The sequence below is a fragment of the Deltaproteobacteria bacterium genome, from assembly GCA_016875225.1.
Taxonomy (GTDB): domain Bacteria; phylum Myxococcota_A; class UBA9160; order SZUA-336; family SZUA-336; genus VGRW01.
The window spans coordinates 19,921-43,506 of the sequence record VGRW01000018.1 but is presented as its reverse complement, the minus strand read 5'-3'; the positions used below and the strand labels follow the sequence as shown (position 1 = coordinate 43,506).

Sequence of the window (23,586 nt, the reverse complement as noted above, 5' to 3'; positions counted from 1 at the left end):
GAGACGGGATGTTCGATACCGTGGAAGAGGTCCAGAAGCGTCTGCTCGACCAGAACTACATCGCCGGAAAGAAGATCGCGACGGTGGTGTACCTGGCTTCGAAGCTGAACAAGCCCGTGCTCGTCGAGGGCCCCGCCGGCGTCGGCAAGACCGACCTCGCGAAGGTGGTCGCGGCAGCGGTCGGACGCAAGCTGATCCGGCTGCAGTGCTACGAAGGCCTGGACGAGTCCAAGGCGCTGTACGAGTGGGAGTACTCCAAGCAGCTGCTCTACACGCAGATGCTTCGCGACAAGATCGGCGAGGTGATCCAGGGGGCGAAGACCCTGAAGGACGCCTCCGAGCGGATCGCCGCCCAGGACGACGTGTTCTTCAGCGAGCGCTTCATCGTCGCGCGTCCGTTGCTGAAGGCGATCACCTCGGACGAGCCGGTTCTGCTGCTGATCGACGAGGTCGACAAGTCCGACCCGGAGTTCGAGGCGTTCCTCCTGGAGGTTCTGTCGGACTACACGGTCAGCGTCCCGGAGATCGGCACGATCCAGGCGAAGAACCTTCCCCTGGTCTTCCTGACCTCGAACGATGCGCGCGAGATGACCGACGCGCTGAAGCGCCGCTGTCTGCACCTGCACATCGACTTCCCGTCCACCGAGGAGGAGATCCGCATCCTCGAGTTGAAGGTGCCCGGGATCGGCGATCGCCTGGTCCAGGACATCGTCGAGCTGGTGCAGCGGATTCGGAAGCTGGACCTGAAGAAGACGCCGTCGATCTCGGAGACGCTCGACTGGGCGAGGGCGCTGATGGTCCTGAACGCGGACGCCCTCGACGCCGAGCTCGTGAACGAGACGATGAGCGTGATCCTGAAGCACCAGGGCGACATCGCGAAGGCGCAGAGCGAGCTGAACGCGCTGCTTCAGAAGAAGGCCGCCGAGAAGGCGGCCCAGAGCTCTCAACCCGCGCCGACCGCGCCGGCGCCCGCCGCCCCGGCCGCCAAGAAGAGCGTGCTGCACTGAGATGGAGAAGAAGATCGTCGAGTTCACGAACCTGCTGAGGAAGGCAGGCGTGCGCGTATCGGTGGCGGAGTCGCTCGACGCCTTCACCGCCATCGACGAGATGCCGCTCGAGGACCGCGAGCTGTTCAAGGACGCTCTGCGCGCCACGATGGTGAAACGCGGCGACGACATCGATACCTACGACCGGCTCTTCGACCTGTTCTGGTCCGGCTTCCACGACCAGCTGCAGAGCGAGCTGAAGCAGGCGCTCGGCGGCATGCCCGGGGACTTCGACCTCGAGCGGCTGCTCGAGCAGCTGCGCGAGATGCTCGAGAACATGGACATCGACCTGTCCGAGCTCGCCAAGGCGCTCCTCAGCATGGACGCGAACGCGCTCGAGCAGCTGATCCAGCAGGCCGGGGAGCAGTCCGAGGTCCAGAACATCCGGAACATGCTGCAGATCGGCTTCTTCTCGCGTCGGATGATCGAGCAGATGGACATGGAAGGGGCGGGCGGCGAGCTGAAGTCGCTGATCGAGCGTCTGCGCGAAGAGGGAATGGACGAGGCGCGCCTCGGCGAGCTCGAGGCGCTGCTGAAGGCGGTCCAGGAGGCCGCCCGTCGCGCGGTGCGGCAGTTCGCGGAGCGCGAGCTCGACAAGCAGAACCACGACTACATCGAGCGGTTCCGCCGCGAGAGCCTGCTCGAGAAGAGCTTCTACAACCTGACCGAGGACGACCTGCGCCGGCTCCGCGAGGTCGTCCAACGGCTGGCGCAGAAGCTCAAGAGCGTGATCACGATGCGCCGCAAGCGCGAGCGCCGCGGCAAGTTCGACCTGAAAACCACCATGCGGCGGAACATGGCGCACGGGGGCGTGCCGTTCGAGCTGGTCTTCAAGCAACGCAAGAAGGAAAAGCCCAAGCTGGTCGTGCTCTGCGACATTTCGAGCTCGGTGGCGAACGTCTCGCGCTTCTTCCTGCAGTTCATCTTCAGCCTGCAGGACTGCTTCACCAAGGTGCGCAGCTTCGTTTTCGTCGCGGAGCTCGGCGAGGTCAGCCAGCTCTTCCGCGACCACGACATCTTCGATGCGATCGACCTGGCGCTCGACGGCGGCGAAGTGATCAACCCCTACACGCGCTCCAATTTCGGCATGGCCTTCCACACCTTCTGGCGCGACTTCCTCTCCGCGATCGACAACCGGACCACCGTCGTCGTGATCGGGGACGCGCGAAACAACTACAACGATCCGCGCGCGTGGTGCCTGCGCGAAGTGCACTCGAAGGCGAAGAACGTGATCTGGATCAATCCGGAGGCGCCCGGGGCCTGGGGGTTCGGTGACAGCGTGATGGACAAGTATCTGCCGTACACCGACGTCGCCGAGGAGTGCCGGAACCTGAAGCAGCTCACGCGACTGGTCGACAAGCTCGTGCTCTGAGGCGCCGACCGCCAGAACGCGAACAGCCCCGGCAACCGTCAGGTTACCGGGGCTGTCGATGGGTCGGAGAGGGCGGTGGCGACTGTGGGGGGTGAGAGGTTGGACATTTCAAAGCCGAAATGTCGTCTCCACCGCCTTCTCCGTGAGAACTTCGTCGGATCCTGTCTCCTATCGATGGGTGCCCGACTGTGGACAGGTTATGCCGGGACGGTCGGCGATGTCAATCGTCTTTTCAAGCGTTCAAACCGGGCGGTGCCGGCCGCTCATGAGCATCCAATCGGACGATTGAGGAATCTCCGCCATGTCTTCGCCTGATCGCGACTTTTCCAGCGAGGTGCCGGCTCGACCAACGCTCGAAGCTCTCCCCTCGGGGCGATTCCACGTCCTCACCTTCGGCTGTCAGATGAACCAGCACGACGCCCAGAAGATGGCCAATCTTCTGCACCACGCGGGAATGACCGCGAGCGATCGATGCGAGGCCGCCGACGTCGTCGTGATCTACACCTGCTCGGTCCGCGAGAAGGCGGAGCACCGACTCTATACGGAGCTCGGCATCCTGCTCGCGCGCAAGCGCACCGAGCCGGGCCTGATCGTCGGCGTCGGAGGCTGCGTCGCGCAGCAGGAGGGCGAGGCTCTGCTGCGCCGCTTTCCACGGCTCGACTTCGCCTTCGGCCCGCAGAACCTGGTGCATCTGCCGGCGATGGTTCGCGCGGCTCGCGAGCGCGAGCGCAGCCTGCGGGTCGACTACGACGACCCGGCCGGGACCCGCTTCGACTTGCCCGGACGACACCCCGGATATGCCTCGCCCACGCCCGGGCGCGCCTTCGTCACCGTGATGGAGGGCTGCGACCTCTTCTGCTCCTACTGCGTCGTCCCCAGGACCCGCGGCCGCGAGGTGAGCCGCCCGAGCGCCCGGATCGTCGAGGAGATCCGGGTCCTGGCCGCGGCCGGAACCAGCGAGGTCACGCTTCTCGGCCAGACCGTGAACGCCTACGGCCGCGCCCGACCGGGACAGGTCGAGGGTGAGCTCGCGTTCGCCGACCTGATCCGACGGGTGGCCGAGATCCCTGGAATCCGGCGAATCCGCTTCACGAGCCCGCACCCTCGCTTCGTCACCCCTGAGCTGGTCCGCGCCTTCGCGGAGGTCCCCGAGCTGTGCCCGCATCTGCACCTGCCCGTGCAGAGCGGCTCGTCCCGGGTGCTCGAGGCCATGAGCCGCCGCTACGACCGAGAGACCTACCTCGAGGTCATCGAGCGGGTCCGGCAGGCGCGGCCCGGGATCGCGATCACGACCGATCTGATCGTCGGCTACCCGACCGAGACCGAGGCGGATTTCGAACAGACGCTCGCGCTGATGGACGAGGTCCGCTTCACCGACAGCTATTCGTTCAAGTACTCCGAGCGACCCGGCACCCCGGCAGAGCGCCATCGGCTCGGCGAGCTCGACGACGCCGTCGTGCAAGCTCGTCTGGAGCGCGTTCAAGATCTGCAGCGCCAGCTCACGCTCGATGCGCACGGCGCGCTTGTCGGCAGGCGGACGGAGGTGCTCGTCGAAGGCTCGAGCCGGCAGGGCTCGGGCCAGCTGACCGGTCGCAGTCCTGAGCACCGAATCGTGAACTTCCGCGCCACGGAGCCGATCGAGCTCGGGAGCTATCTCCAAGTGGACGTCACCGGGTGCACGCCGCACTCGCTGCTCGGCGTCGCCGCGCCCCGCGCGAGCTGAAAAAAACCCGCTCAGCGCCGACAAGGAAGAATCAGTAAGCTCGAGGCGCATTCGAGGAGACTCGTTCGCGCTCGAGCAGGGACCGCGTCGCGGCGCGGACCGAGGAGAGGATTGGCTCCCAAGGCGCGGATACTGGCGATCGACGATCAGCTCTACTTCCGGAGCTTCGTCGAAGGCGTGCTCTCCGAGGCGGGCCACGCGGTCCGCGCCGCCGAGTCCGAGGGCAAGCTCGCCAGCGCGCTGGGCGCCGGCGATGCCCCGGACCTGCTGATCTTCGATCCGCTGCAGGTCGGGCCCGACGTTCCCGGCGCGGTCGCCCGGATGCGGGCTCGCTGGCCGGCGGCGGCCCTGCTGGCGGTGAGCAGCTCGGTGGATCCCCGCTGGGGCGTCGCGGCGCTGCGCGCCGGGTCCGGCGACTGCCTGCAGAAGCCGGTCGAGCGCAAGGCGCTCCTGGACGCCGTCGCGCGGCTGCTGAAGCCGCTCCGTGCGGACGTCGCCGAGAGCGGCCTGATCGACGAGAACCTGCGGCTGATGGGGCGCATCTCCGTCCTCGAGCGGTCGGTCGCGCTCTTCGGCGAGCGATCGACCGAGGGCGTCGCGCGCCGGCTTGCCGAGCTGCTCGAGCTCGAGACTCGCGCACGAACGGTCGAGATCTGGGCCGAGCCGCGCCCCGAAGGCGAGCTCGGTCGCACGCTCGTCGTTGGCGAGCCGCCGGCCGTGGCCACGGCCGAGGTCCGCAAGGCGGAATCGGGCCCCCTCGCCGCGACGCTGCTCGAGGGTCGCCCCGTCGTCGAGCCGGGCGCCGGCGCCGGCTTGCCGTCCCTGCTGGTTCCGTTCACGCGCGAGGGACGTTTGATCGGGCTGGCGCGGCTCTCGGCACAGGGAGCGACGGGATTCGGGGCGCGCGAGCACGAGCTCGCGGCGCAGCTCGGCGAGGTCGCGTCGCTGGCCCTGGAGGTCGCACAGGAGCGCGTGCGGCTGGTCAGCTCGAGCTTCCGCGACGGCCGAACGGGGCTGCCGGGCCGCGAGTTTCTCGAAGAGGTCGGCCGGACCGAGGTGCACAAGGCGCACCGCTTCGGCCGTCGCCTGTCGCTGCTCTGCGTGGACCTCGAGAACTTCGACGCCGAGAGGGATTTCGCGATCCTGCCCGCGATCGTGACGGCCTTCCGGCGCACGCTGCGCACGACCGACGTGCTCGCGGCCGAGGAAGGGCGCCGCTTCTGGGTGCTGGTGACGGATACCGACTCGCTCGGTGGTGTCGTGCTGAAGCGACGGATCGCGCAGCGCCTGCGGGACGTGCTCGGCGAGGCCCGCCTCTCGGCGAGCCCGGCGCTTGGAGTGGCCAACTCCCCGACGGACGGCGAGACGCTCGAGGCGCTCGCGGCCGCCGCGCAGCGGCGTGTCCACGAGGAGCACCAGAGCGTCGTGCACGAGCTGGGAATCCAGCCCGAGACGCCGCTCTCGGCGATCGGCGCGCGCCTGCTCGACCGGGCTCAGTGGTTGCCGCGCGACTTCGCCGGCGAGGCGGCGGAGCTCCTGATCAACGATCTGGCTTCGCGGCCGCGCGACCGCGGTCTGCTCTTCCTGGCGCCCGGACCGGAGCGACCCCGCTTCCTGGCTCCGCTCGCCGCGCTCGGCGACACGGAGTCCGCGACCGAGATCTTCGTCGCCACCGATGGCGACACGATCCCCTCCGGGCCGGCGGTGACTGCGCTCTCGCTTCCGCCGAACGTGTCGACGGACACCTCGTGGATCGTTCGCTTCGGCGAGGGCCCGCCCTACGCGCTCGTGGCCGGCAAGCCGCGCTCGGACGGCGCTCGGCCGATCTACCACTCGAACGACCCGGTGCTGATCGAGCACATGACCTTCCGGCTGCGCGCCGAGACGGGCTTCGGGGTGCGTGGCTAGCATGCGCCTGCTGATCGCCGATCACGACCGCGGCCGCGCGAAGGCGGTCTCCGAAGCCTGCACCGGCCGCGGGCATCTGGTCGAGATCGCGCCCCACGGCGCGTCCGCGCTCGAGCTCGCGCTCGAACGGGTGCCCGAGGCGGTGATCTGCCCGATCGACCTAGCGGTGATCGACGGCGTCCGCCTGGCCGAGATCCTGCGTGGGAACCCGCGCACACGGACGGTCTCGTTCATCTTCCTGGTCAACGACGAGCTCGACGCGCCGATCTCGATGGATTCGCGCGACGCCACGGTGGTCGCGCCCTGGCTCGAGGCCGACGTGCTCGATCACCTCGACCTGATCCTCGAGCGCAGCGCGCGCTTCGGCGAGATCCGCTCCGACAAGGAGATCGAGGGCAAGCTCGCGCAGATCCCCGTCGCGGACCTGCTGCAGATCTTCCAGATGAATCAGCGCAGCGGAAGCGTGCGGATCGCGCAGGACGGCCTGCCGGCGTCGGCGACCATCTCGATCCGCGCGGGCCAGGTGATCGACGCGATGATCCCGCTCGTCGACGGCACGGCGGTCGTCGGCGAGAAGGCCCTCTATCGCATGCTCGGCTGGAAGGAAGGGCGTTTCGAGTTCATCCCGGGAGACGTGCGCGACGCGGCGCGCATCTCGAAGCCCCTGCGCATGCTGCTCCTCGAGGGGGTGCGGCAGAAGGACGAGTGGGACAAGCTGCGGCGCGACATGCCCGGCGCCGAGCTGCGGCTCGAGATGCGCGTGCCGCGCGAGAAGATCCCGGCGATCTCCCACCCGCTGACGCGCGAGGTGATCGACGCCCTGACGGCGTACCGCAAGATCGGCGAGATCATCGACCACTGTCCGTTTCCGGACTACCAGGTGCTCCGCGTCCTCTCCGACCTCTTCGCGCGGGACTTCCTCGGGCTCGAGCAGATCCGCACCACGCCGGAGGGCGGCTTTGCCGAGAGCGAGGCCGCGATCTTCTCGCCGCCGCAGGTCCGCAGACTGCGCGAGTGGGCGGCGACCCAGCGGCCCAAGGCGGGGCCGGTGCTGAAGCTCGTGATCGCCTCGCCGGAGCGCGCACTGGTGCGCGCATTCGTCGCGGCGCTGCGCGCGAGCACGCATTTCGTCATCGACGGGCGGATGGCGCGCGAGCCGCAGCGGCTCGGCGAGCTCGGCACCGTCGGACACGTTCCGCTCGGCGACGGCGTCGCGCTGCGCCTGATCTCTTTGCCCGCGGGCGAGGCGTACGCTCCGCTCTGGGACGTGGCCGCATACGGCATGCTCGGCGCGATCATCCTGCCGGCCGGTCCGTTCGGTGCGTCGCTCGAGGCGACCGAGGCGGTCTGGGCGCGCCTGCGGGCGCGCAGCAACCGTGCGATCGTGCATCTGCTCCTGCCCGACGCTCCGGGGCTGGCTCTCTCCGACTCGGCGCGCGGAACCCTGCCGCACCTCGAGGGCGGATCCTTCTTCGTGCTCCCGCCGCAGTCGAGCTTGGGAAGGCTCGAGGTGCTCCGGAGCGTCTTTGCGAGGCTCGTACCGTGAGTGAATCGCTGGATCGTCACCCGCTGCTTTCGGAGCTCACGGCCGGCGACCGCCGGATGCTCGAGGAGTACCTGGCGCCGCGCGAGGTCGAGGCCGGATCGACGCTGTTCCGGGCCACCGACGAGGCGGAGGAGCTGCTCTTCGTGAGCGATGGAGTGGTCTCGATCCGATCGGAGGGTCAGCCGATCGGCGAGCTCGGCCAGGGCGAGGTGATCGGCGCGCTCTGCCTCGTGAGCGCGGGCCTGCGCATGTGTGATGCGGTCGCGGCGGCGCCGTCGAGCCTGCTCTGCCTGTCGCGCGAGAGCTATGCGCGGCTGCGACTCGATCAGCCCGCGCTCGCGCTGCAGCTCGAGGAGGCGATCCTGCGCAGCTTCGCTTCACTCGTGCGCAGCGTTCTCGTCGATGCGCGCTCGTCGAGCGTCGCGATTTCTTGACACCCCGAAGCCACCCGACTAGAGTCCGCGACCAACTCCAGCCAGGGGAACGGCGTTGCACGAGCCCAGCGCCTCCGGGCGCGCAGTCATCCGGGACGGCCTGACCTTCGACGACGTCCTCCTTGTGCCCGGTCCTTCCTCCGTCCATCCCACCGACGTAGACCTCTCTGCGCAGCTCACGCCGGGCATCCGCATGAAGATGCCGCTCGTCGCTTCGCCGATGGACACGGTGACGGAGCACCGAACCGCGATCTGCATGGCGCAAGAGGGCGGCATCGGCTTCGTGCACAAGAATCTCTCGATCGAGGCGCAGGCCGCCGAGGTCGCCAAAGTCAAGCGCTTCGAGTCGGGGATGATCGTCGACCCGTTCACGCTCGGCCCGGACCAGCCGATCCAGGACGCGCTCGACATCATGCGCGAGCACCGCATCTCGGGTCTGCCCGTCGTGCGCGGCGAGAAGCTGGTCGGGATCGTGACGAATCGCGACCTGCGGTTCGTGCGCCGGCTCGACGTTCCCGTCTCGACGGTGATGACCTCCGAGGGCCTGATCACCGTTCGTGTCGGCGTCTCGATGGAGAAGGCCAAGGAGCTGCTCCACCAGAACCGCATCGAGAAGCTGCTCGTCATCGACGACAACGGCAATCTGCGCGGGCTGATCACGATCAAGGACATCGAGAAGCAGCAGCTCTATCCGAACGCCAACAAGGATGGCCTCGGCCGCCTTCGCGTCGGTGCAGCGGTGGGCGTGACCAAGGACGCGCTCGAGCGCGCGGACGCGCTGATCCGCGCCGGCGCCGACCTGCTACTCGTCGACAGCTCGCACGGCCATGCGGAAGCGGTGCTGAACGCGATCGCCGAGATGCACGCGGCGTTCCCGGACGTCGAGATCGTGGGCGGAAACGTTGCGACCGCCGAGGGCGCCGAGGCGCTGATCAAGGCGCACGTGTCGGCGGTGCGCTGCGGCGTGGGGCCCGCATCGATTTGCACCACGCGCATCATCGCGGGCGTCGGAGTTCCGCAGCTCACCGCGATCATGGACGCCGCGGAGGTCTGCCGCCGGCATGGAATTCCGCTGATCGCCGACGGCGGCGTGAAGTACTCCGGCGACATCGTGAAGGGCCTGGCGGCGGGCGCGGACACGATGATGATCGGCTCGCTCTTCGCCGGCACGGACGAGAGCCCGGGCGATCTGGTCCTGCATCAGGGCCGCTCCTACAAGGTCTATCGCGCGATGGGGTCGCTCTCGGCGATGCGCGACGGCTCACGCGATCGCTACTTCCAGACGGAGGTGCGAGCGCCGTCGAAGCTCGTGCCGGAAGGCGTCGAGGGCCGCGTGCCGCACCGAGGGCCGCTCTCGAACAGCCTGTACCAGCTGCTCGGGGGCGTGCGCTCGGGAATGGGGCTGATCGGCGCGCCCGACCTAGCGGCGCTTCGCGCGCGGGCCGAGTTCGTGCGGATCAGCGCCGCGGGTCTGCGCGAGTCGCACCCGCACGACGTGATCATCACCGAGGAGCCGCCGAACTACTGGCTCGAGAGCAAGTGACGTCCGCGGCGCATTCGGAGACCGTGGTCGTCGTCGACTACGGCTCGCAGTTCACGCAGCTGATCGCGCGCCGGATTCGCGAATTCCACGTCTACTGCGAGATCGTGCCGCCCTGGGTCGAGATCGAGCGTGTGCGTGCGCTGGCGCCGAAGGCGGTCGTGCTGTCGGGCGGGCCGGCGAGCGTCTTCGCGGCCGACGCGCCGAAGCTCAACGCCGCACTTCTCGAGCTCGGCGTGCCGGTGCTCGGCATCTGCTACGGGCTGCAGCTGCTGATGCAGGCGCTCGGAGGTCGCGTCGAGCCGGCGTCCCGCCACGAGGCAGGCCGCGAGTACGGCCGCGCGGAGCTCGTGCGTTCGGATCTGGCCGATCCGCTGCTCGACGGCGTGCCACGCTCGAGCACGGTCTGGATGAGCCACGGAGATCTGATCGCGAAGCTTGCGCCCGGCTTCGAGGTGATCGCGACGTCTGCGAGCTGCCCGTTCGCGGCGGTGCGCGATCCGAAGCGCGGGCTCTGGGGCATCCAGTTCCATCCGGAAGTCGCGCACACCGAGTTCGGAGCGCGTCTGCTCGAGAACTTCCTGCTGCACGTCGCGGGCCTCCACGGCAGCTGGACCATGGACGAGTTCATAAGCTCCCAGATCGCGAGCCTGCGGCAGCGGATCGGCGAGCGCAGCGTGGTCTGCGGAGTCTCCGGCGGGGTCGACTCCACCGTGGTGGCGGTGCTGCTCCATCGCGCGATCGGCGAGCGCCTGCACTGCATCTTCGTCGACAACGGCCTGCTCCGGGCCGGCGAGCGAGAAGAGGTCGAGCGATCGTTCGTTGGCGAGCTCGGGATCCCGCTGGTCACGCTGGACGAGACCGAGCGGTTCCTGCGCAACCTGCGTGGGATCGAAGATCCCGAGAAGAAGCGCGTCGTGATCGGTCACACCTTCGTGGCCGCGTTCGAGCGCGCCGCGAGCTCCATCCCCGACGCGCACTTTCTGGCCCAGGGCACGCTCTACCCCGACGTGATCGAGTCCGTCTCGGTGTTCGGCCCCTCGGCGACGATCAAGACCCACCACAACGTCGGTGGGCTGCCGGAGCGGATGAAGCTCGAGGTGGTCGAGCCGCTTCGCGAGCTCTTCAAGGACGAGGTCCGCGAGGTGGGCGACCGCCTCGGCGTGCCGCGCGCGCTCTCGCACCGACATCCGTTTCCGGGTCCCGGGCTCGCGATCCGCGTGCTTGGCGAAGTCACGCGCGAGCGACTCGCCATGTTGCGCGCCGCCGACCGGATCGTGACCGACGAGATCCGGGAGGCAGGCTGGTACGACAAGCTCTGGCAGGCGTTCGCGGTGTTCCTGCCGATCCGCTCGGTCGGTGTCATGGGCGACGGCCGCACGTACGATCACGCGATCGCGGTGCGCTGCGTGACCTCGCGCGACGCGATGACGGCGGACTGGGCGCACATGCCGCATGAACTCCTCGGCCGGATCTCGAGCCGGATCACAAACGAGGTCTCGGGAATCAACCGCGTCGTCTACGACATCTCGAGCAAGCCCCCTGCTACAATCGAATGGGAGTGAGGGGGGCCGCAGCTTGGAGCGCTCGGGCCGCGCTTTAGGATGATCGCGAAGGACGGCTTCGCGCATCTTCACCTGCACACGCAGTACTCGCTCCTCGACGGTGCGATCAAGCTCGCACCGCTCTTCGAGCAGGTGAAGGCGCTCGGCCAGCGCGCGGTCGGCATGAGCGATCACGGCAACCTGTTCGGCGCCGCCGAATTCCACGAGAAGGCGCGCGCGCAGGGCGTGAAGCCGATCATCGGCTGCGAGACCTACATCGCGACCGGTTCGCGCTTCGAGAAAGAGAAGCGCGCACAGGACAAATCCGGCTTCGACGCGATCAACCACCTGCTGCTGATCGCGCAGAACCGCGAGGGCTACAGGAACCTGATCCACCTGGTCTCGCGCGGTTACCTGGAGGGCTTCTATTACAAGCCGCGCATCGATCTCGAGCTGCTGCGCGCGCACAGCGAGGGGCTGATCGCGACTTCCGGGTGCTTGTCGTCGATGATCAACCGCGCGCTCGGCGCGGGCGAGACGCGGCGCGCCTGGGAGCTCGCGGAGGAGTTCGCGCGGATCTTTCCCGGGCGCTTCTACGTCGAGATCCAGCGCCACGGGATCCCGCTGCAGGATCGAGTGAACACCGAGCTGATCGCGATCGCGCGCGAGCTCTCGCTCCCGCTGCTCGCGACCAACGACGCGCACTACCTGCACGCCCACGATCACGGCCCGCACGAGGCCCTGCTCTGCGTTGGCACCGGAACGACGCTGGACGACCCCAACCGCTTCCGCTTCGACGGCTCGGGCTTCTACGTGAAGTCCGCAGCGGAGATGGCCGAGGTCTTCCACGATCTTCCGCAGGCGCTGTCGAACACCGTCGAGATCGCCGAGCGCTGTACGCTCGAAATCGAGACCGGCGTCTACCAGATGCCCCAGTTCCAGGTGCCCTCGCACACCACCCGCGAGGCCGTGCTGCGCGAGCAGGCCTGGGCGGGGCTGCGCTGGCGGCTCGGGCTCGACCCCGACGAGCCGCTCCGAGAGACGCAGACTCGCTACGGCGAACGGCTGCAGATGGAGCTCGACGTCATCTGCAAGATGGGATTCGAGGGTTACTTCCTGATCGTCGCCGACTTCATCGGCCGCGCGCGCGAGCAGTCGATCCCGGTCGGGCCGGGCCGCGGCTCCTCGGCCGGCAGCCTGGTCACGTTCTCGCTCGGAATCACCGGCGTCGATCCGATCGAGTACGACATCCTGTTCGAGCGCTTCCTCAACCCCGAGCGCATCTCGATGCCCGACATCGACGTCGACTTCTGCATGCGCGGCCGCGACTCGGTGATCGAGTACGTGCGCAGGAAGTACGACGGCGAGACCCTCGACCAGAAGCGCGTCGCGCAGATCATCACGTTCGGGAAGCTCCAGGCCCGAGCGGTGATCCGCGACGTGGGGCGCGCCTTCGGCCTCGCGTTCGGCGACGTGGACCGGATCGCCAAGCTCGTGCCCGAGATCCTCGGCATCACGTTGCAGGAGGCGATCGACCAGTCGCCCGAGCTTCGCGCGAAGGCGGCCGAGGATCCGCAGGTGAAGCGCCTGCTCGACACGGCGCTCGCGCTCGAAGGGCTGACGCGGCACGCCTCCACGCACGCGGCCGGGGTCGTGATCGGGAACCAGCCCCTGATCGACCTGGTGCCGCTGTACCGCGATCCGAAATCGGGCGAGATCGTCACCCAGTACGACATGAACATGGTCGAGCGGGTGGGGCTGGTGAAGTTCGACTTCCTCGGCCTGCGCACGCTCACGATCATCGCGGACGCGGAGCGGCTGGTGCGAAACAGCGGGCTCCCGTCGTTCTCGGTCGCGGCGATTCCGATGGACGACACGCGCACCTACGAGCTGCTCTCGCGCGGCGACACCGAGGGCGTGTTCCAGATGGAGTCCGCGGGCATGACCGAGCTCGTGATGAAGCTCAGGCCCAAGGTCTTCCGCGAGATCATTCCGCTGATCGCGCTCTACCGCACCGGTCCGCTCGAGTCGGGCGCGACACAGGAGTACGTAGACCGGAAGCTCGGCCTGGCCAGCGTCGAGTACTTCCTGCCCGCCTTCGAGGAGGTCACCTCCGAGACGCTCGGCGTGATCGTCTACCAGGATCAGGTCCTGCAGATCGCGAACCGCGTCTCCGGCTACTCGCTCGGCGAGGCGGACTTCCTGCGCCGCGCGATGGGCAAGAAGAAGCCCGAGGAGATGGAGAAGCAGCGCGCGCGCTTCGTCTCCGGGGCGCTCGCGAACGGCGTCGAGCAGCGGCGCGCCGAGGCGCTCTTCGAGATGATCGAGAAGTTCGCCGGCTACGCGTTCCCGAAGGCGCACTCGACCGCCTACGCGCTGATCACCTACCAGACCGCCTACCTGAAGGCGAACCACCCGCGCGAGTTCCTGGCCGCGCTGCTCACGATGGAGTCGGGCAACCACGACAAGCTCGGTCCCTACATCCAGCACGCGCGCGACCGCGGCATCGAGGGGCTCGCGCCGGAGCTGAACTCCTCGGAGCGCGATTTCGCGGTGGTTCCCGAGGGGATCCGATTCGGCTTCTCCGGCGTGAAGAACGTGGGCGAGGCCGCGATCGAGGCGATTCTCGAGACGCGCCGTGCGGGCGGCCCGTTCGAGAGCCTGTACGACTTCACCGGCCGGATCGATGCGAAGCGCGTCAACCGCCGCGTGATCGAGAGCCTGATCCGCGCGGGCGCATTCGACTTCACCAAGGCGACGCGGGCGTCGCTCTTCGCCGCGGTGCCCGCGGCGATCGAGCGCGCGCAGCGCGAGCAGCGTGACCGACTCCTCGGTCAGGAGTCACTCTTCGGTGTCGAGGCTCCGACCGCGGCGCCGGCGCTCGCCGAGGTCGAGGAGTGGCCGGAGGAGCAGCGGCTCGCGGGCGAGAAGGAGCTGCTCGGCTTCTACGTCACCGGGCATCCGCTGCGCGAGCACGCCCGGACGCTCGAGCTCTTCACCAGCTTCCGACTCGACCAGATCCCCGTCGATTCGGGCCGCCGCCGCGACGTCTGGGTGGGCGGGCTGCTCTCGGGCTTGCGGGTGCAGAACACGAAGAAGGGCGATCTGATGGCGCGGGCCAGCCTCGAGGATCTCGGCGGATCGATCGACATCGTCTTCTTTCCCAAGACCTATGCGAAGTTCTCGGCGCTGCTCCAGTCGGAGAGCCCGGTCCTGATCAAGGGCAACGTCGCGGGCGAGCCGACCCGCCCCGAGCTCCACGCCGACGAGATCATGCCTCTGCTGGACGCGTGGACGCGGCGGACCAGCCGCCTCTCGATCGTGGTCGCCGCGTGCGACGCCGGTGGGGAACGGCTCGCGAGCCTGCGCCGCGTGCTCGATCTGGTTCCGGGGCCGGTGCCGGTGCAGCTCGAGCTGCGGCTGGAGAGCGGCGCCGAGGCCGTCTTCGAGCTGCCGAGCCACAAGGTCCGGGTGACGCAGGAGCTGGTGCAGGACCTCGATCAGATCCTCGGCACGGGAGCCGCGCGATGCCGCGTCGCCTGAAATCGCTTCTCGCCGCGCTCGGCGCGGCCGCGCTGCTGCTCCTTGCATCTGCGCCCGCTCGTGCGCTCGAGCCGATGACGGTGACGAGCGAGGGGGTCGTGGCGGTGGGCGGCCCGTCGGAGGCGCCGCCACGCGACGCCGCCTTCCGTGCGGCCCTGATCGCGGCGGTGTTCCAGGTCGCGCGCGCGCTGCTGCCGGCCGAGCGCTTCGAACAGGATGCCGAGCGGCTGCGCGTCGGGCTCGAGCCGGTCGCGCAGAGCTTCGTGCTGACCTACCGCGTGGACGGAGCGCTGTCCCGCCGGAGCTCGGCGCTCGATCCGGCGGTGCAGGAATGGGTGCTGCCCGTCACCGCGCGCGTCGACGCCGTCCAGCTGCGCAGCTTCCTGGTGCGAGGCGGATTCCTGCGCGAGGCAGGCGAGCGGCCGTCCCTGGCGCTGCGGGTGCGCCCGGTGGGAGAGCTCGCGTCGGCGCCGCCGCTGGGCGCGCTCTCTCAGCTCGCCCGGAGCCTGCGCGGCAAGCTGGAGCAGCAGGAGTTCGTCCTGATCGAGGCGGCCCTGCGGCCGGACGAGGGGGGCGCACCGCGCAGCGCCCTCGAGCTCGCGCGCGGGGTCGGAGCCGACGTCGGACTCGATCTCGAGGTCGACTGGCGGCCGAATCTGCAGGCGGAGGGCGCGGGTGGAGGGGTCGCCGAGGTCCGCGCGCGCGCGCTCCGCTCCGACGACGGCAGCGAGCTCGCGATCGCGCGCTTCGAAGCCGCCGGCTACCACGCCGAGCGCGGCGAGGCGATCGCCCGGGCGCTCGCGGCGCTCGAGCCGCAGCTCGCCGCGAACCTGGGACTCCAGCTCGAGCGCAACTGGCTGGCCCAGACCCCCGGGGAGCGACCGGTCGAGATCGAGCTCGAGGCAGTCTCGGGTCTGGCCCAGGTGCAGTCCGTGCAGCGCGCCCTGGTCGGTACGCTCGCCGCGCGAAGCGCCGAGATCCGGTCGCTCCAGCCGGGCGGGGCCTCGCTTCAGGTCGTCTCCTCGCTGTCCGCGGGGGCGCTGCTCGAGCGGCTCGCAAGCGTGCACTTCGAGGGCTTTGCGCTGGTTCCGGTGGAAGCGGGGGCCGGCCGGGCGCGGCTCCGAGTCGAGGTCGCCCCCGGCGCAGCGGAACCGCTCGCGCCGGAGCGCGCGAAAATTGACGCCCCAGAGCGGAATTGATACCAAGATCGCTGGTTTAGAGGCACGTAGCTCAGGGGTAGAGCACTACCTTGACACGGTAGGGGTCGGCGGTTCGAAACCGCCCGTGCCTACCAAGATGCGCGACTCTGCCCCACGGACGATCGACACATGAGCGGCGCTATTGTGGAACTCGAGCTGCCGGATGGCACACGTATGAGCGTGCCCGGCGGGAGCACTGCGCTCGACGTCGCGCGCCGCATCGGCGCAGGCCTGGCGAAGGCGGCGCTCGCCGGGGAGATCGGGGGCGAGCTGATCGATCTGCGCGCGCCGCTTCCCGCGAGCGGCGGCCGGATTCGCATCATCACCGCGCGCGATCCGGAGGGCGGCCAGGTGATCCGGCACTCGGCCGAGCACGTGATGGCCGACGCGGTGAAGCGGCTCTGGCCGACGACACAGATCGATGTCGGGCGGAGCGACCACACCGAGAAGTTCCAGTACGACTTCGATCTGCCGGTGCGCATCACGCCCGACGAGCTGCCGAAGATCGAGGCCGAGATGCGAGCGATCGTCGCGGAGGACGCCGCCTTCGAGCGGATCGTGGTCGAGCGCGCCGAGGCGAAGCGGATCTTCGAGGAGCTGGGCGAGACGCTGAAGGTGTCGCGCCTCGACGACATCCCCGCCGGTCAGGACATCACGATCTTCCGGCACGCCGGCTTCGTGGATCTCTGCCGCGGCCCCCACGTGCAGCGAGCGGGGCAGATCGGCGCATGGCGCCTGACCGAGCTCGCGGGCTCCTACTGGCGCGGTGACGAGCAGAACAAGATGCTCCAGCGCGTCTACGGAATCGCGTTCAAGGACGAGAAGGAGCTCGGCGAGTACCTGGCCCGACTCGACGCCGCGCGCGAGCGCGACCACCGCAAGGTCGGTCACGACCTCGAGCTGTTCCAGTTCCACGAGTGGGCGCAGGGCTCGCCGTTCTACCTGCCCAAGGGCCTGACCCTGTACAACGGCCTCGTCGACTACATCCGCGAGCTCTACCGGAAGCACGGCTACGACGAGGTCATGTGCCCGCAGGTCTTCTCGGCGGAGCTCTACAAGACCTCCGGGCACTACCAGAACTTCCACGACGACTTCTTCCTCTTCCCCGGCTCCGAGGAGGGCGAGGAGCTCGGCATCAAGCCGATGAACTGCCCCGGACACTGTCTGGTGTTCCGCTGGAAGAAGCGCTCGTACCGCGAGCTGCCGCTGCGGATCGCCGAGTTCTCGCGCCTGCACCGCAACGAGCGCACCGGCTCGCTGCACGGACTGCACCGCGTGCGCTCGATGGCGCAGGACGACGCGCACATCTTCTGCGCCCAGGAGGACGTCGGCCGCGAGATCGACGCTTTCATGGCGATGACCGCCGAGGCCTGGCGCGACCTGGGCCTGTCGGGCGCGCAGATCTACGTCTCGACACGGCCCGACAAGTACATCGGCCGGCCCGAGGACTGGGAGCGAGCCGAGAGACTCCTGATCGAGGCCGTGGAGCGCAACGGATTCGAGTGCGGAATCAAGCCGCGCGAGGGCGCCTTCTACGCGCCCAAGATCGAGTGCCACTTCAAGGACGCGCTCGGCCGCGCCTGGCAGCTCTCGACGATCCAGGTCGACATGGCGATGCCGGGCCGCTTCGGCCTGCGCTTCATCGGCGCGGACGGCCAGGAGCACGAGCCGGCGATGCTGCACCGAGCGGTGCTCGGGTCGCTCGAGCGCTTCATCGCGATCTACGTCGAGCACACGGGCGGTGACTTCCCGCTCTTCCTGGCGCCGGTCCAGGTCGCGGTGCTTCCGGTCAGCGACCGGCAGACCGCGTACGCGAGCGACCTGGTCGGCCGGCTCGGCCAGACCGGCGTGCGTGCCTCGGCCGACCTGCGAAACGAGACCCTGAACTACCGCGTGCGCGCGGCGGAGACGCAGAAGGTCCCCTACGTGCTCGTGGTCGGCGAGCGCGAGCAGGAGGCCCAGGCGGTGAGCGTGCGCCGAAGACACGTCGCGGGCCAGTCCGTTCTACCATTCGAGAGGTTCCAGATGAACATCCAGGAGGAGATCAGAACGCGTGGGATTTCGTAGACGCCGTTGGCGAGACGTAGCGCCGGAGAAGGACAAGGTCCGAGTCAATCGGGCCATCCGGGTTCCGGAGGTCAGGGTGGTGAACGAGGAGGGGCAGCAGCTCGGCGTCATGCCGACCGATGCCGCCCGCGACATCGCGTCGCGCGTGGGGCTCGACCTGGTCGAGATCTCGCCGAACGGCACGCCGCCCGTGTGCAAGATCATGGATTACGGGCGCTACAAGTACGAGCTGAAGAAGAAGGCGGCGACCGCGAAGCGATCCCAGCACCAGAGTCAGCTGAAAGAGATCAAGCTCCGGCCCCAGATCGACGAGCACGACCTCGCCTTCAAGCTCCGCGCAGCCGAGCGCTTCCTGATCGAGGGTGACAAGGTGAAGGCGACCGTGACGTTTCGCGGCCGCGAGATCACCCACCAACAGGTCGGCCGCGACCTGCTCGATCGCGTCGTGAAGCGGCTCGCGGAGGTCGCGAAGGCGGAATCCTCGCCGCACATGGAAGGGCGAATGCTCTCGATGATCATTGCCCCCGACCGAGCCGCGATCAAGAAGATCCTGGCGCGGCGGCAGGCCGAGCGGGAGAAGGCGTCGCGCGCGGCGGCGGCGGCCGGCTTGCCGGAGCCGGTGGTCGAGCCCGAGCCCGAGCTGCCCGACGAGCCGGACGACGACGACGACGATGACGATGACGAGTACGACCAGGACGAGAGCGACGACGACGAGAACGAGGAGACGAGCGATGCCTAAGGTGAAGACGCGGCGTGCCGCCGCGAAGCGATTCAAGAAGACGGGCACCGGAAAGGTCACCCGGACCCAGGCAATGAAGCGGCACCGCCTGATCAATCGAACCAGCAAGCGGAAGCGCAATCTAGAGGGCACGGTCGTCGCATCCGACGCCGACCAGCCGCGCCTCAAGCGCATGATTCCGTACCTGTAGAGGGAGAACGAAGATGCGAGTCAAGCGCGGAGTCACCAAGCGCCGTCGCCACAAGAAGATACTCGAGCTCGCCAGCGGCTTCCGAGCCGCGCGCGGCAAGCTGATCCGACCGGCGCGCCTCGCGGTCGAGAAGAGCCTGATCTACGCCTACCGGGACCGGAAGCAGCGCAAGCGCCAGTTCCATCGGCTCTGGATCGCGCGGATCAACGCCGCGGCCCGCGAGCACGGCCTCTCGTACAGCCGCTTCATCGCGGGGCTCAAGCGCGCGGGCGTGGAGATGGACCGCAAGGTCCTCGCCGATCTCGCCGTGGCCGAGCCGAGGGCGTTCTCGGAGCTGGTGACGCTCGCCAAGAACGCCGCCTGAGCGGGCCGACCCGGATGGCCAGCGGCACCGGGCAGCTCGAGCAGCTCGAGCGCGAGGCGGGCGAGGCGATCTCGCGCGCCTCGTCGCTGCAGGACCTGCGCGAGGTTCGCGCGCGCTACCTCGGCCGCAAGGGCTCGCTTTCCGCGCTGCTGCGCGGCATCGGCGAGCTCGCGCCAGACGCTCGCGCCGGGGCCGGCGAGGCGCTGAACCGCGCCGCCGCGCGCGTCGAGGCGCTCGCCGCCGAGCGCCAGCAGGTGCTGGAGCGGGAGCAGGCCGAGCAGTCGCTTCGCGAGCACGCGCTCGACGTGACGCTGCCGGGGCTGCGCCCGCCGCGCGGCCACCTGCACCCGGTCACGTCGATCGAGCGCGAGATGGCGGAGTTCTTCCGCGGACTCGGCTTCTCGATCGAAGAGGGGCCCGAGGTCGAGACCGAGTGGAACAACTTCGACGCGCTGCGGATCGCGGCCGACCACCCGTCCCGCGACAGCCAGGACACGTTCTTCGTCGAGGGCGGTAACGTGCTGCGCACGCACACGTCTCCGGTGCAGATCCGCGCGATGACCGGCCGCACGCCGCCGTTCCGCTTCATCGCGCCGGGTCGCGTCTTCCGCGTCGATCACGACGCCACGCACTCGCCGTTCTTCCACCAGATCGAGGGCTTCATGGTCGACGAGCGCGTGAGCTTCGGCGACATGAAGGGCGTGCTCTACGCGTTCGCGCGCCACCTGATGGGGCCGGACGTTCGGCTGCGCTTCCGCGCGCACTTCTTTCCCTTCACCGAGCCCTCGGCGGAGTTCGATTTCTCCTGGCGCGACGGCTGGCTCGAGTGGGGCGGCTGCGGGATGATCCATCCGGGCGTGCTCGAGAACTGCGGGATCGACGCGCGGAAGTACCAGGGCTTCGCGTTCGGCATGACGATCGACCGCACCGCGATGCAGCGCTTCGGCATTCCCAACATCCATCTCATGTTCGAAGGCGACGTGCGGGTGCTGGAGCAGATCGGATGAAGGTCTCGCTCGACTGGCTTGCGAGCTTCGTCGACCTGCCGCCGCAAGCGGAGCTCGAGGAGCGGCTCACGCTCGCGGGGCTCGAGATCGAAGAGGTCCTGCGCACCGGGCCGGACCTGTCCGCGATCCGCGTCGGGCACGTGCTCGAGCGCCGGCCGCATCCGAACGCGGAGCGGCTCTCGGTCTGCAGCGTCGATCTGGGTGTGGCCGCGCCCGCCACCATCGTGTGTGGGGCGCCAAACGTCGCGGCGGGCCAGAAGGTCGCGGTCGCGGTTCCGGGGGTGACGCTTCCCGACGGGACCAAGCTCAAGAAGTCCAAGATCCGCGGAGAGGTGTCGGAGGGCATGATCTGCTCGTCGCGCGAGCTCGGGCTCGGCGACGACGCCGGCGGCATCCTCGTGCTCGATCCGGGCGCGGCGGTCGGCGCGGCGCTGCCCGACGTGCTCGCGGTCGGCGAGACGATCCTCGACGTCGAGATCACCCCCAACCGCGGCGACTGGGTCTCGATGCTCGGCATGGCGCGCGAGGTGAGCGCGCTCTTCGGCGGGCCGCTGCGAATGCCGCCGTCGGAGCCGGTCGAGGGCGAGCGGGACGCCGCGAAGGACGTGCGGATCTCGATCGAGGACGCGGAGGGCTGCCCCGCCTACGTCGCCCGCGTGGTGCACGGAGTGCGCGTCGGGCCGTCGCCCGCGTGGCTGGCCGCGCGGCTCGAGGCCGCGGGAATGCGCGCGATCAACGTGGTCGTCGACGTCACGAACTTCGTCCTGCTCGAGTACGGCCAGCCCCTGCACGCGTTCGACCTGGAGACGCTGCGCGGCGGCGAGGTCCGAGTGCGCCGCGCGCACGCCGGCGAGAAGATCGCGACGCTCGACGGCGAGACGCGTGCGCTCGTGCCCGAAGATCTGGTGATCGCCGACGCCGAGCGCGGGGTCGCGATCGCCGGCGTGATGGGCGGCGCCGAGACGGAGGTCCGCGCCACCACGCGCGACGTGCTGATCGAGAGCGCGGTGTTCGCGCCCGCGCGCGTGCGCCGCACCTCGAAGCGACTGGGGCTGCGCAGCGAGGCTTCGTACCGCTTCGAGCGCGGCGTCGATGCCGAGGGGATCGCCCGCGCGGCCGACCGAGCCGCGCGACTTCTCGCCGAGCTCGCGGGCGGCAGCGTCGCCCGCGGCCGCGTCGAGGCGCGCGGCTCCGGCGCGAGGGGTGTGGTCGAGATCGCGCTCGACCCGGCCCATCCCAATCGCCTGCTCGGCCTCGAGCTCTCGGCCGAGCAGATCGTCGCGCTGCTCTCGCGCGTCGGCGTGCAGGCGCGGCTCGACGCAAACGGTCTGCTCCGCTGCGCGGTGCCGAGCTGGCGAAACGACCTCGCGATCGCGCAGGACCTGATCGAGGAGATCGCGCGCATCCATGGCTACGACGCGATCGAGCCGACGCTGCCGCGCGCAACGCTCGAGCCGGTCTCGAAGCCGGCGTCGCTCGTGCTCGCCGATCGCGCGCGCGACGCGCTGAAGGCGGTCGGCCTCTCGGAGATCCGTCTGCTTCCCGCAGTGCTCCCCGAGGAGCTCGACTCGCTGCGCCTGCCGCCGGACCACGAGCTGCGGCGCGCGGTCCGGCTCGCGAACCCCATGCAGGGCATGGGCTCGCTGCTCTGCCCGTCGCTTCTGCCCGGGCTGCTGCGCACGGCGCGCCGCAACCTCTCGCGACAGGTCGGCTCGGTGCGGATCTTCGAGGTCGCGCGCGTGTTCCTCGCCCGCGGCCCCGGGGAGCTTCCCGAAGAGCCGCTGCGCGCGGCCGCGCTGCTGACGCGCGGCGAGCGCGCGTCCCTCTGGGAGTCGGTCACCCCCGCGCCGGTGTTCTTCGACGCGAAGGGCATCGCGGAGGCGCTCTTCGCCGAGCTCGGCATCAGCGCGGTCTTTCACTCCCGCTCGGAGGCCCCCTGGCTACACCCGGGCGCGTCGGGCGAGCTGCGGCGCGGGTCGCGCGTCCTGTGCCGGCTCGGCGAGCTTCACCCGGAGGTCGCGAGCCGCTTCGAGATCAGCCCGCCCTGTGCGGTGCTCGAGGTCGATCTCGCGGCGCTGCTCGAATCCCGTCCGGCGGTGGCGCAGGTCCGCGAGGTCTCGCTCTATCCGGCGGTCCGCCGCGACCTCGCGGTCCTGTTCAGCGCCTCGCAGCCGGCCGGCGACGTGCTCGACGCGATCCGCAAGACGGCAGGGAATTCGCTTGTATCCGCGGAGATCTTCGACCGATACGATGGCGTGGGGATTCCCGCGGGGAAGGTCAGCGTGGCGTTTCGACTGGTGTTCCAGCGTCCGGACCGGACGCTTCTGGACACGGAAGTCGCCAAGGCGACCGAGCGCGTGGTCGAGATGCTCGGCCAGCGATTCGGCGCGGAGCTTCGATAGGATGCAATCGGGGGAGGGCAGAGAATGACCAAGGCCGACATCGTCGAGACCATCTACGAGCGCGTGGGCTTCTCCAAGAAGGAATCCGCGGAGCTGGTCGAGACCGTCTTCGACGTGATCAAGGACGCGCTCGTCGGCGGTGAGAAGGTGAAGTTCTCGGGCTTCGGCAACTTCATCGTGCGCGAGAAGAACGCGCGCAAGGGCCGCAACCCGCAGACCGGCGAAGAGATCCAGCTCGAGGCGCGTCGCGTGCTCACCTTCAAGCCGAGCCTGGTGCTGAAGAACGCCCTGAACGAAGGGGGCGTGCTCGAGACCGGATCGGACGAGGACGACGACGAATAGCTCGCTAGAATCCGCTCGGGGGGTGATTCGATGATCGACGCGATCCAGGACCAGCTCGCCAGGATTCCCGACAAGACCTATTTCCGGATCGGCGAGGTCTCGAAGCTCGTGGGCGTGGAGCCGTACGTGCTGCGCTTCTGGGAGACCGAGTTCAAGACCATGGTCCCGCCGAAGTCGCGCTCCAAGCAGCGCATGTACCGGCGCAAGGACCTCGAGACCATCCTGGTGGTGAAGCACCTGCTCTACGCCGAGCGCTTCACGATCGAGGGCGCGCGCAAGCGCCTGCTCGAGCTGCAGCGCGGCCACAAGGCGGGCGCCGCCGAGCCGACGCCCGAGGGCGCCGCGCTCCTGCGCCAGCGCCTGCTCGAGCTGCGCAAACTCGTCGCGTCCGCCTAGATCCAGCAGGGCGCGCGGTCAGAGTTCGACGTCGGTCGACTCGTCGCAGCGGGCAGTGATTTCGGCCCCGAATGCGGCCGACGTGGGCTCGAGCTCACGGTAGGTGACACTCGCCGCGCTCGTGCAGATCGATACCGGAGCGCCGAAAGCGACGTCGCCCTCGTAGCGAGGCTGCGCGCAGTCCGCGCCTTCGGCCGAATCGCAGACCCGGACTCGAGTCAGAC

Annotated in this window: 17 protein-coding genes, 1 tRNA gene and 2 pseudogenes; 19 read left to right on the top strand and 1 reads right to left on the bottom strand. The window is 69.2% G+C overall.

Going from position 1 to position 23,586, the window contains the following annotated elements; translation table 11 throughout:
• Positions 1–8: 8 nt before the first annotated feature.
• The 13 genes and pseudogenes from FJ108_06855 (at position 9) to FJ108_06795 (ending at position 18,448) form a co-directional block, all read left to right on the top strand.
• Positions 9–1,007 (top strand): MoxR family ATPase, encoded by a 999-nt coding sequence (locus tag FJ108_06855; GenBank protein MBM4335615.1) that lies wholly within the window; start codon positions 9–11, stop codon positions 1,005–1,007.
• Position 1,008: 1 nt separating this feature from the next.
• Entirely contained in the window at positions 1,009–2,418 is a 1,410-nt protein-coding gene (locus FJ108_06850) for a VWA domain-containing protein (protein ID MBM4335614.1), read from the top strand.
• A 301-nt stretch (positions 2,419–2,719) separates the two neighbouring features.
• Positions 2,720–4,141: a tRNA (N6-isopentenyl adenosine(37)-C2)-methylthiotransferase MiaB gene (gene miaB / locus FJ108_06845; protein ID MBM4335613.1), complete on the top strand. Its 1,422-nt coding sequence runs from the start codon at positions 2,720–2,722 to the stop codon at positions 4,139–4,141.
• A 111-nt stretch (positions 4,142–4,252) separates the two neighbouring features.
• On the top strand, positions 4,253–6,049 hold the full coding sequence (locus FJ108_06840; protein ID MBM4335612.1) for a diguanylate cyclase: 1,797 nt from the start codon (positions 4,253–4,255) through the stop codon (positions 6,047–6,049).
• Entirely contained in the window at positions 6,042–7,595 is a 1,554-nt protein-coding gene (locus FJ108_06835; protein MBM4335611.1) for a DUF4388 domain-containing protein, read from the top strand. Before FJ108_06840 ends, FJ108_06835 begins: the two co-directional genes overlap by 8 nt.
• Positions 7,592–8,029, top strand: a complete 438-nt coding sequence (locus FJ108_06830) for a cyclic nucleotide-binding domain-containing protein (protein ID MBM4335610.1) — start codon at positions 7,592–7,594, stop codon at positions 8,027–8,029. The genes FJ108_06835 and FJ108_06830 overlap by 4 nt, the downstream gene beginning before the upstream one ends.
• A 55-nt stretch (positions 8,030–8,084) precedes the next feature.
• Positions 8,085–9,572 carry an IMP dehydrogenase gene (guaB, locus tag FJ108_06825; protein ID MBM4335609.1) on the top strand — a complete coding sequence of 496 codons (1,488 nt, stop codon included), beginning with the start codon at positions 8,085–8,087 and terminating at the stop codon, positions 9,570–9,572.
• Positions 9,569–11,134 (top strand): glutamine-hydrolyzing GMP synthase, encoded by a 1,566-nt coding sequence (gene guaA, locus FJ108_06820; protein MBM4335608.1) that lies wholly within the window; start codon positions 9,569–9,571, stop codon positions 11,132–11,134. The genes guaB and guaA overlap by 4 nt, the downstream gene beginning before the upstream one ends.
• Before the next feature lie 39 nt (positions 11,135–11,173).
• A complete protein-coding gene (gene dnaE, locus FJ108_06815) occupies positions 11,174–14,656 on the top strand; it encodes a DNA polymerase III subunit alpha (protein MBM4335607.1) in 3,483 nt (1,160 codons plus the stop codon).
• Entirely contained in the window at positions 14,641–15,855 is a 1,215-nt protein-coding gene (locus tag FJ108_06810) for a hypothetical protein (GenBank protein ID MBM4335606.1), read from the top strand. Before dnaE ends, FJ108_06810 begins: the two co-directional genes overlap by 16 nt.
• Before the next feature lie 20 nt (positions 15,856–15,875).
• Positions 15,876–15,950 (top strand) — tRNA-Val (locus tag FJ108_06805).
• 34 nt (positions 15,951–15,984) lie between these two features.
• On the top strand, positions 15,985–17,922 hold the full coding sequence (gene thrS / locus FJ108_06800) for a threonine--tRNA ligase (GenBank protein MBM4335605.1): 1,938 nt from the start codon (positions 15,985–15,987) through the stop codon (positions 17,920–17,922).
• Positions 17,909–18,448 (top strand): annotated as a pseudogene (locus FJ108_06795) (translation initiation factor IF-3). Before thrS ends, FJ108_06795 begins: the two are co-directional and overlap by 14 nt.
• Before the next feature lie 83 nt (positions 18,449–18,531).
• Here FJ108_06795 and FJ108_06790 read toward each other — a convergent pair.
• Positions 18,532–18,642, bottom strand: a pseudogene (locus tag FJ108_06790) (base plate wedge protein).
• Between the two features lie 11 nt (positions 18,643–18,653).
• Between FJ108_06790 and rpmI the strand changes: the two are divergent.
• Genes rpmI through FJ108_06760 form a run of 6 tightly spaced genes read left to right on the top strand, consistent with a single transcriptional unit; the run spans position 18,654 to position 23,362 of the window.
• The gene (gene rpmI, locus FJ108_06785; GenBank protein MBM4335604.1) at positions 18,654–18,851 is read left to right on the top strand and encodes a 50S ribosomal protein L35; all 198 of its coding nucleotides are present in this window, start codon (positions 18,654–18,656) and stop codon (positions 18,849–18,851) included.
• A 13-nt stretch (positions 18,852–18,864) separates the two neighbouring features.
• Positions 18,865–19,215, top strand: coding sequence for a 50S ribosomal protein L20 (gene rplT / locus FJ108_06780; protein ID MBM4335603.1), 351 nt, complete (start codon positions 18,865–18,867; stop codon positions 19,213–19,215).
• Between the two features lie 14 nt (positions 19,216–19,229).
• The gene (gene pheS / locus FJ108_06775; protein ID MBM4335602.1) at positions 19,230–20,222 is read left to right on the top strand and encodes a phenylalanine--tRNA ligase subunit alpha; all 993 of its coding nucleotides are present in this window, start codon (positions 19,230–19,232) and stop codon (positions 20,220–20,222) included.
• Positions 20,219–22,624 carry a phenylalanine--tRNA ligase subunit beta gene (locus FJ108_06770; GenBank protein MBM4335601.1) on the top strand — a complete coding sequence of 802 codons (2,406 nt, stop codon included), beginning with the start codon at positions 20,219–20,221 and terminating at the stop codon, positions 22,622–22,624. Before pheS ends, FJ108_06770 begins: the two co-directional genes overlap by 4 nt.
• A 24-nt stretch (positions 22,625–22,648) precedes the next feature.
• Positions 22,649–22,966 (top strand): integration host factor subunit alpha, encoded by a 318-nt coding sequence (locus FJ108_06765; protein ID MBM4335600.1) that lies wholly within the window; start codon positions 22,649–22,651, stop codon positions 22,964–22,966.
• 30 nt (positions 22,967–22,996) lie between these two features.
• Positions 22,997–23,362 (top strand): MerR family transcriptional regulator, encoded by a 366-nt coding sequence (locus tag FJ108_06760; protein MBM4335599.1) that lies wholly within the window; start codon positions 22,997–22,999, stop codon positions 23,360–23,362.
• Positions 23,363–23,586: the final 224 nt, after the last annotated feature.

Bases quoted from the DNA above. Each gene is read 5' to 3' on its own strand.
- FJ108_06855 (MBM4335615.1), top strand. From the start codon at position 9: ATGTTCGATACCGTGGAAGAGGTCCAGAAGCGTCTGCTCGACCAGAAC.
- FJ108_06850 (MBM4335614.1), top strand. From the start codon at position 1,009: ATGGAGAAGAAGATCGTCGAGTTCACGAACCTGCTGAGGAAGGCAGGC.
- miaB (MBM4335613.1), top strand. From the start codon at position 2,720: ATGTCTTCGCCTGATCGCGACTTTTCCAGCGAGGTGCCGGCTCGACCA.
- dnaE (MBM4335607.1), top strand. From the start codon at position 11,174: ATGATCGCGAAGGACGGCTTCGCGCATCTTCACCTGCACACGCAGTAC.
- FJ108_06810 (MBM4335606.1), top strand. From the start codon at position 14,641: ATGCCGCGTCGCCTGAAATCGCTTCTCGCCGCGCTCGGCGCGGCCGCG.
- thrS (MBM4335605.1), top strand. From the start codon at position 15,985: ATGAGCGGCGCTATTGTGGAACTCGAGCTGCCGGATGGCACACGTATG.
- rpmI (MBM4335604.1), top strand. From the start codon at position 18,654: ATGCCTAAGGTGAAGACGCGGCGTGCCGCCGCGAAGCGATTCAAGAAG.
- rplT (MBM4335603.1), top strand. From the start codon at position 18,865: ATGCGAGTCAAGCGCGGAGTCACCAAGCGCCGTCGCCACAAGAAGATA.
- pheS (MBM4335602.1), top strand. From the start codon at position 19,230: ATGGCCAGCGGCACCGGGCAGCTCGAGCAGCTCGAGCGCGAGGCGGGC.
- FJ108_06770 (MBM4335601.1), top strand. From the start codon at position 20,219: ATGAAGGTCTCGCTCGACTGGCTTGCGAGCTTCGTCGACCTGCCGCCG.
- FJ108_06765 (MBM4335600.1), top strand. From the start codon at position 22,649: ATGACCAAGGCCGACATCGTCGAGACCATCTACGAGCGCGTGGGCTTC.
- FJ108_06760 (MBM4335599.1), top strand. From the start codon at position 22,997: ATGATCGACGCGATCCAGGACCAGCTCGCCAGGATTCCCGACAAGACC.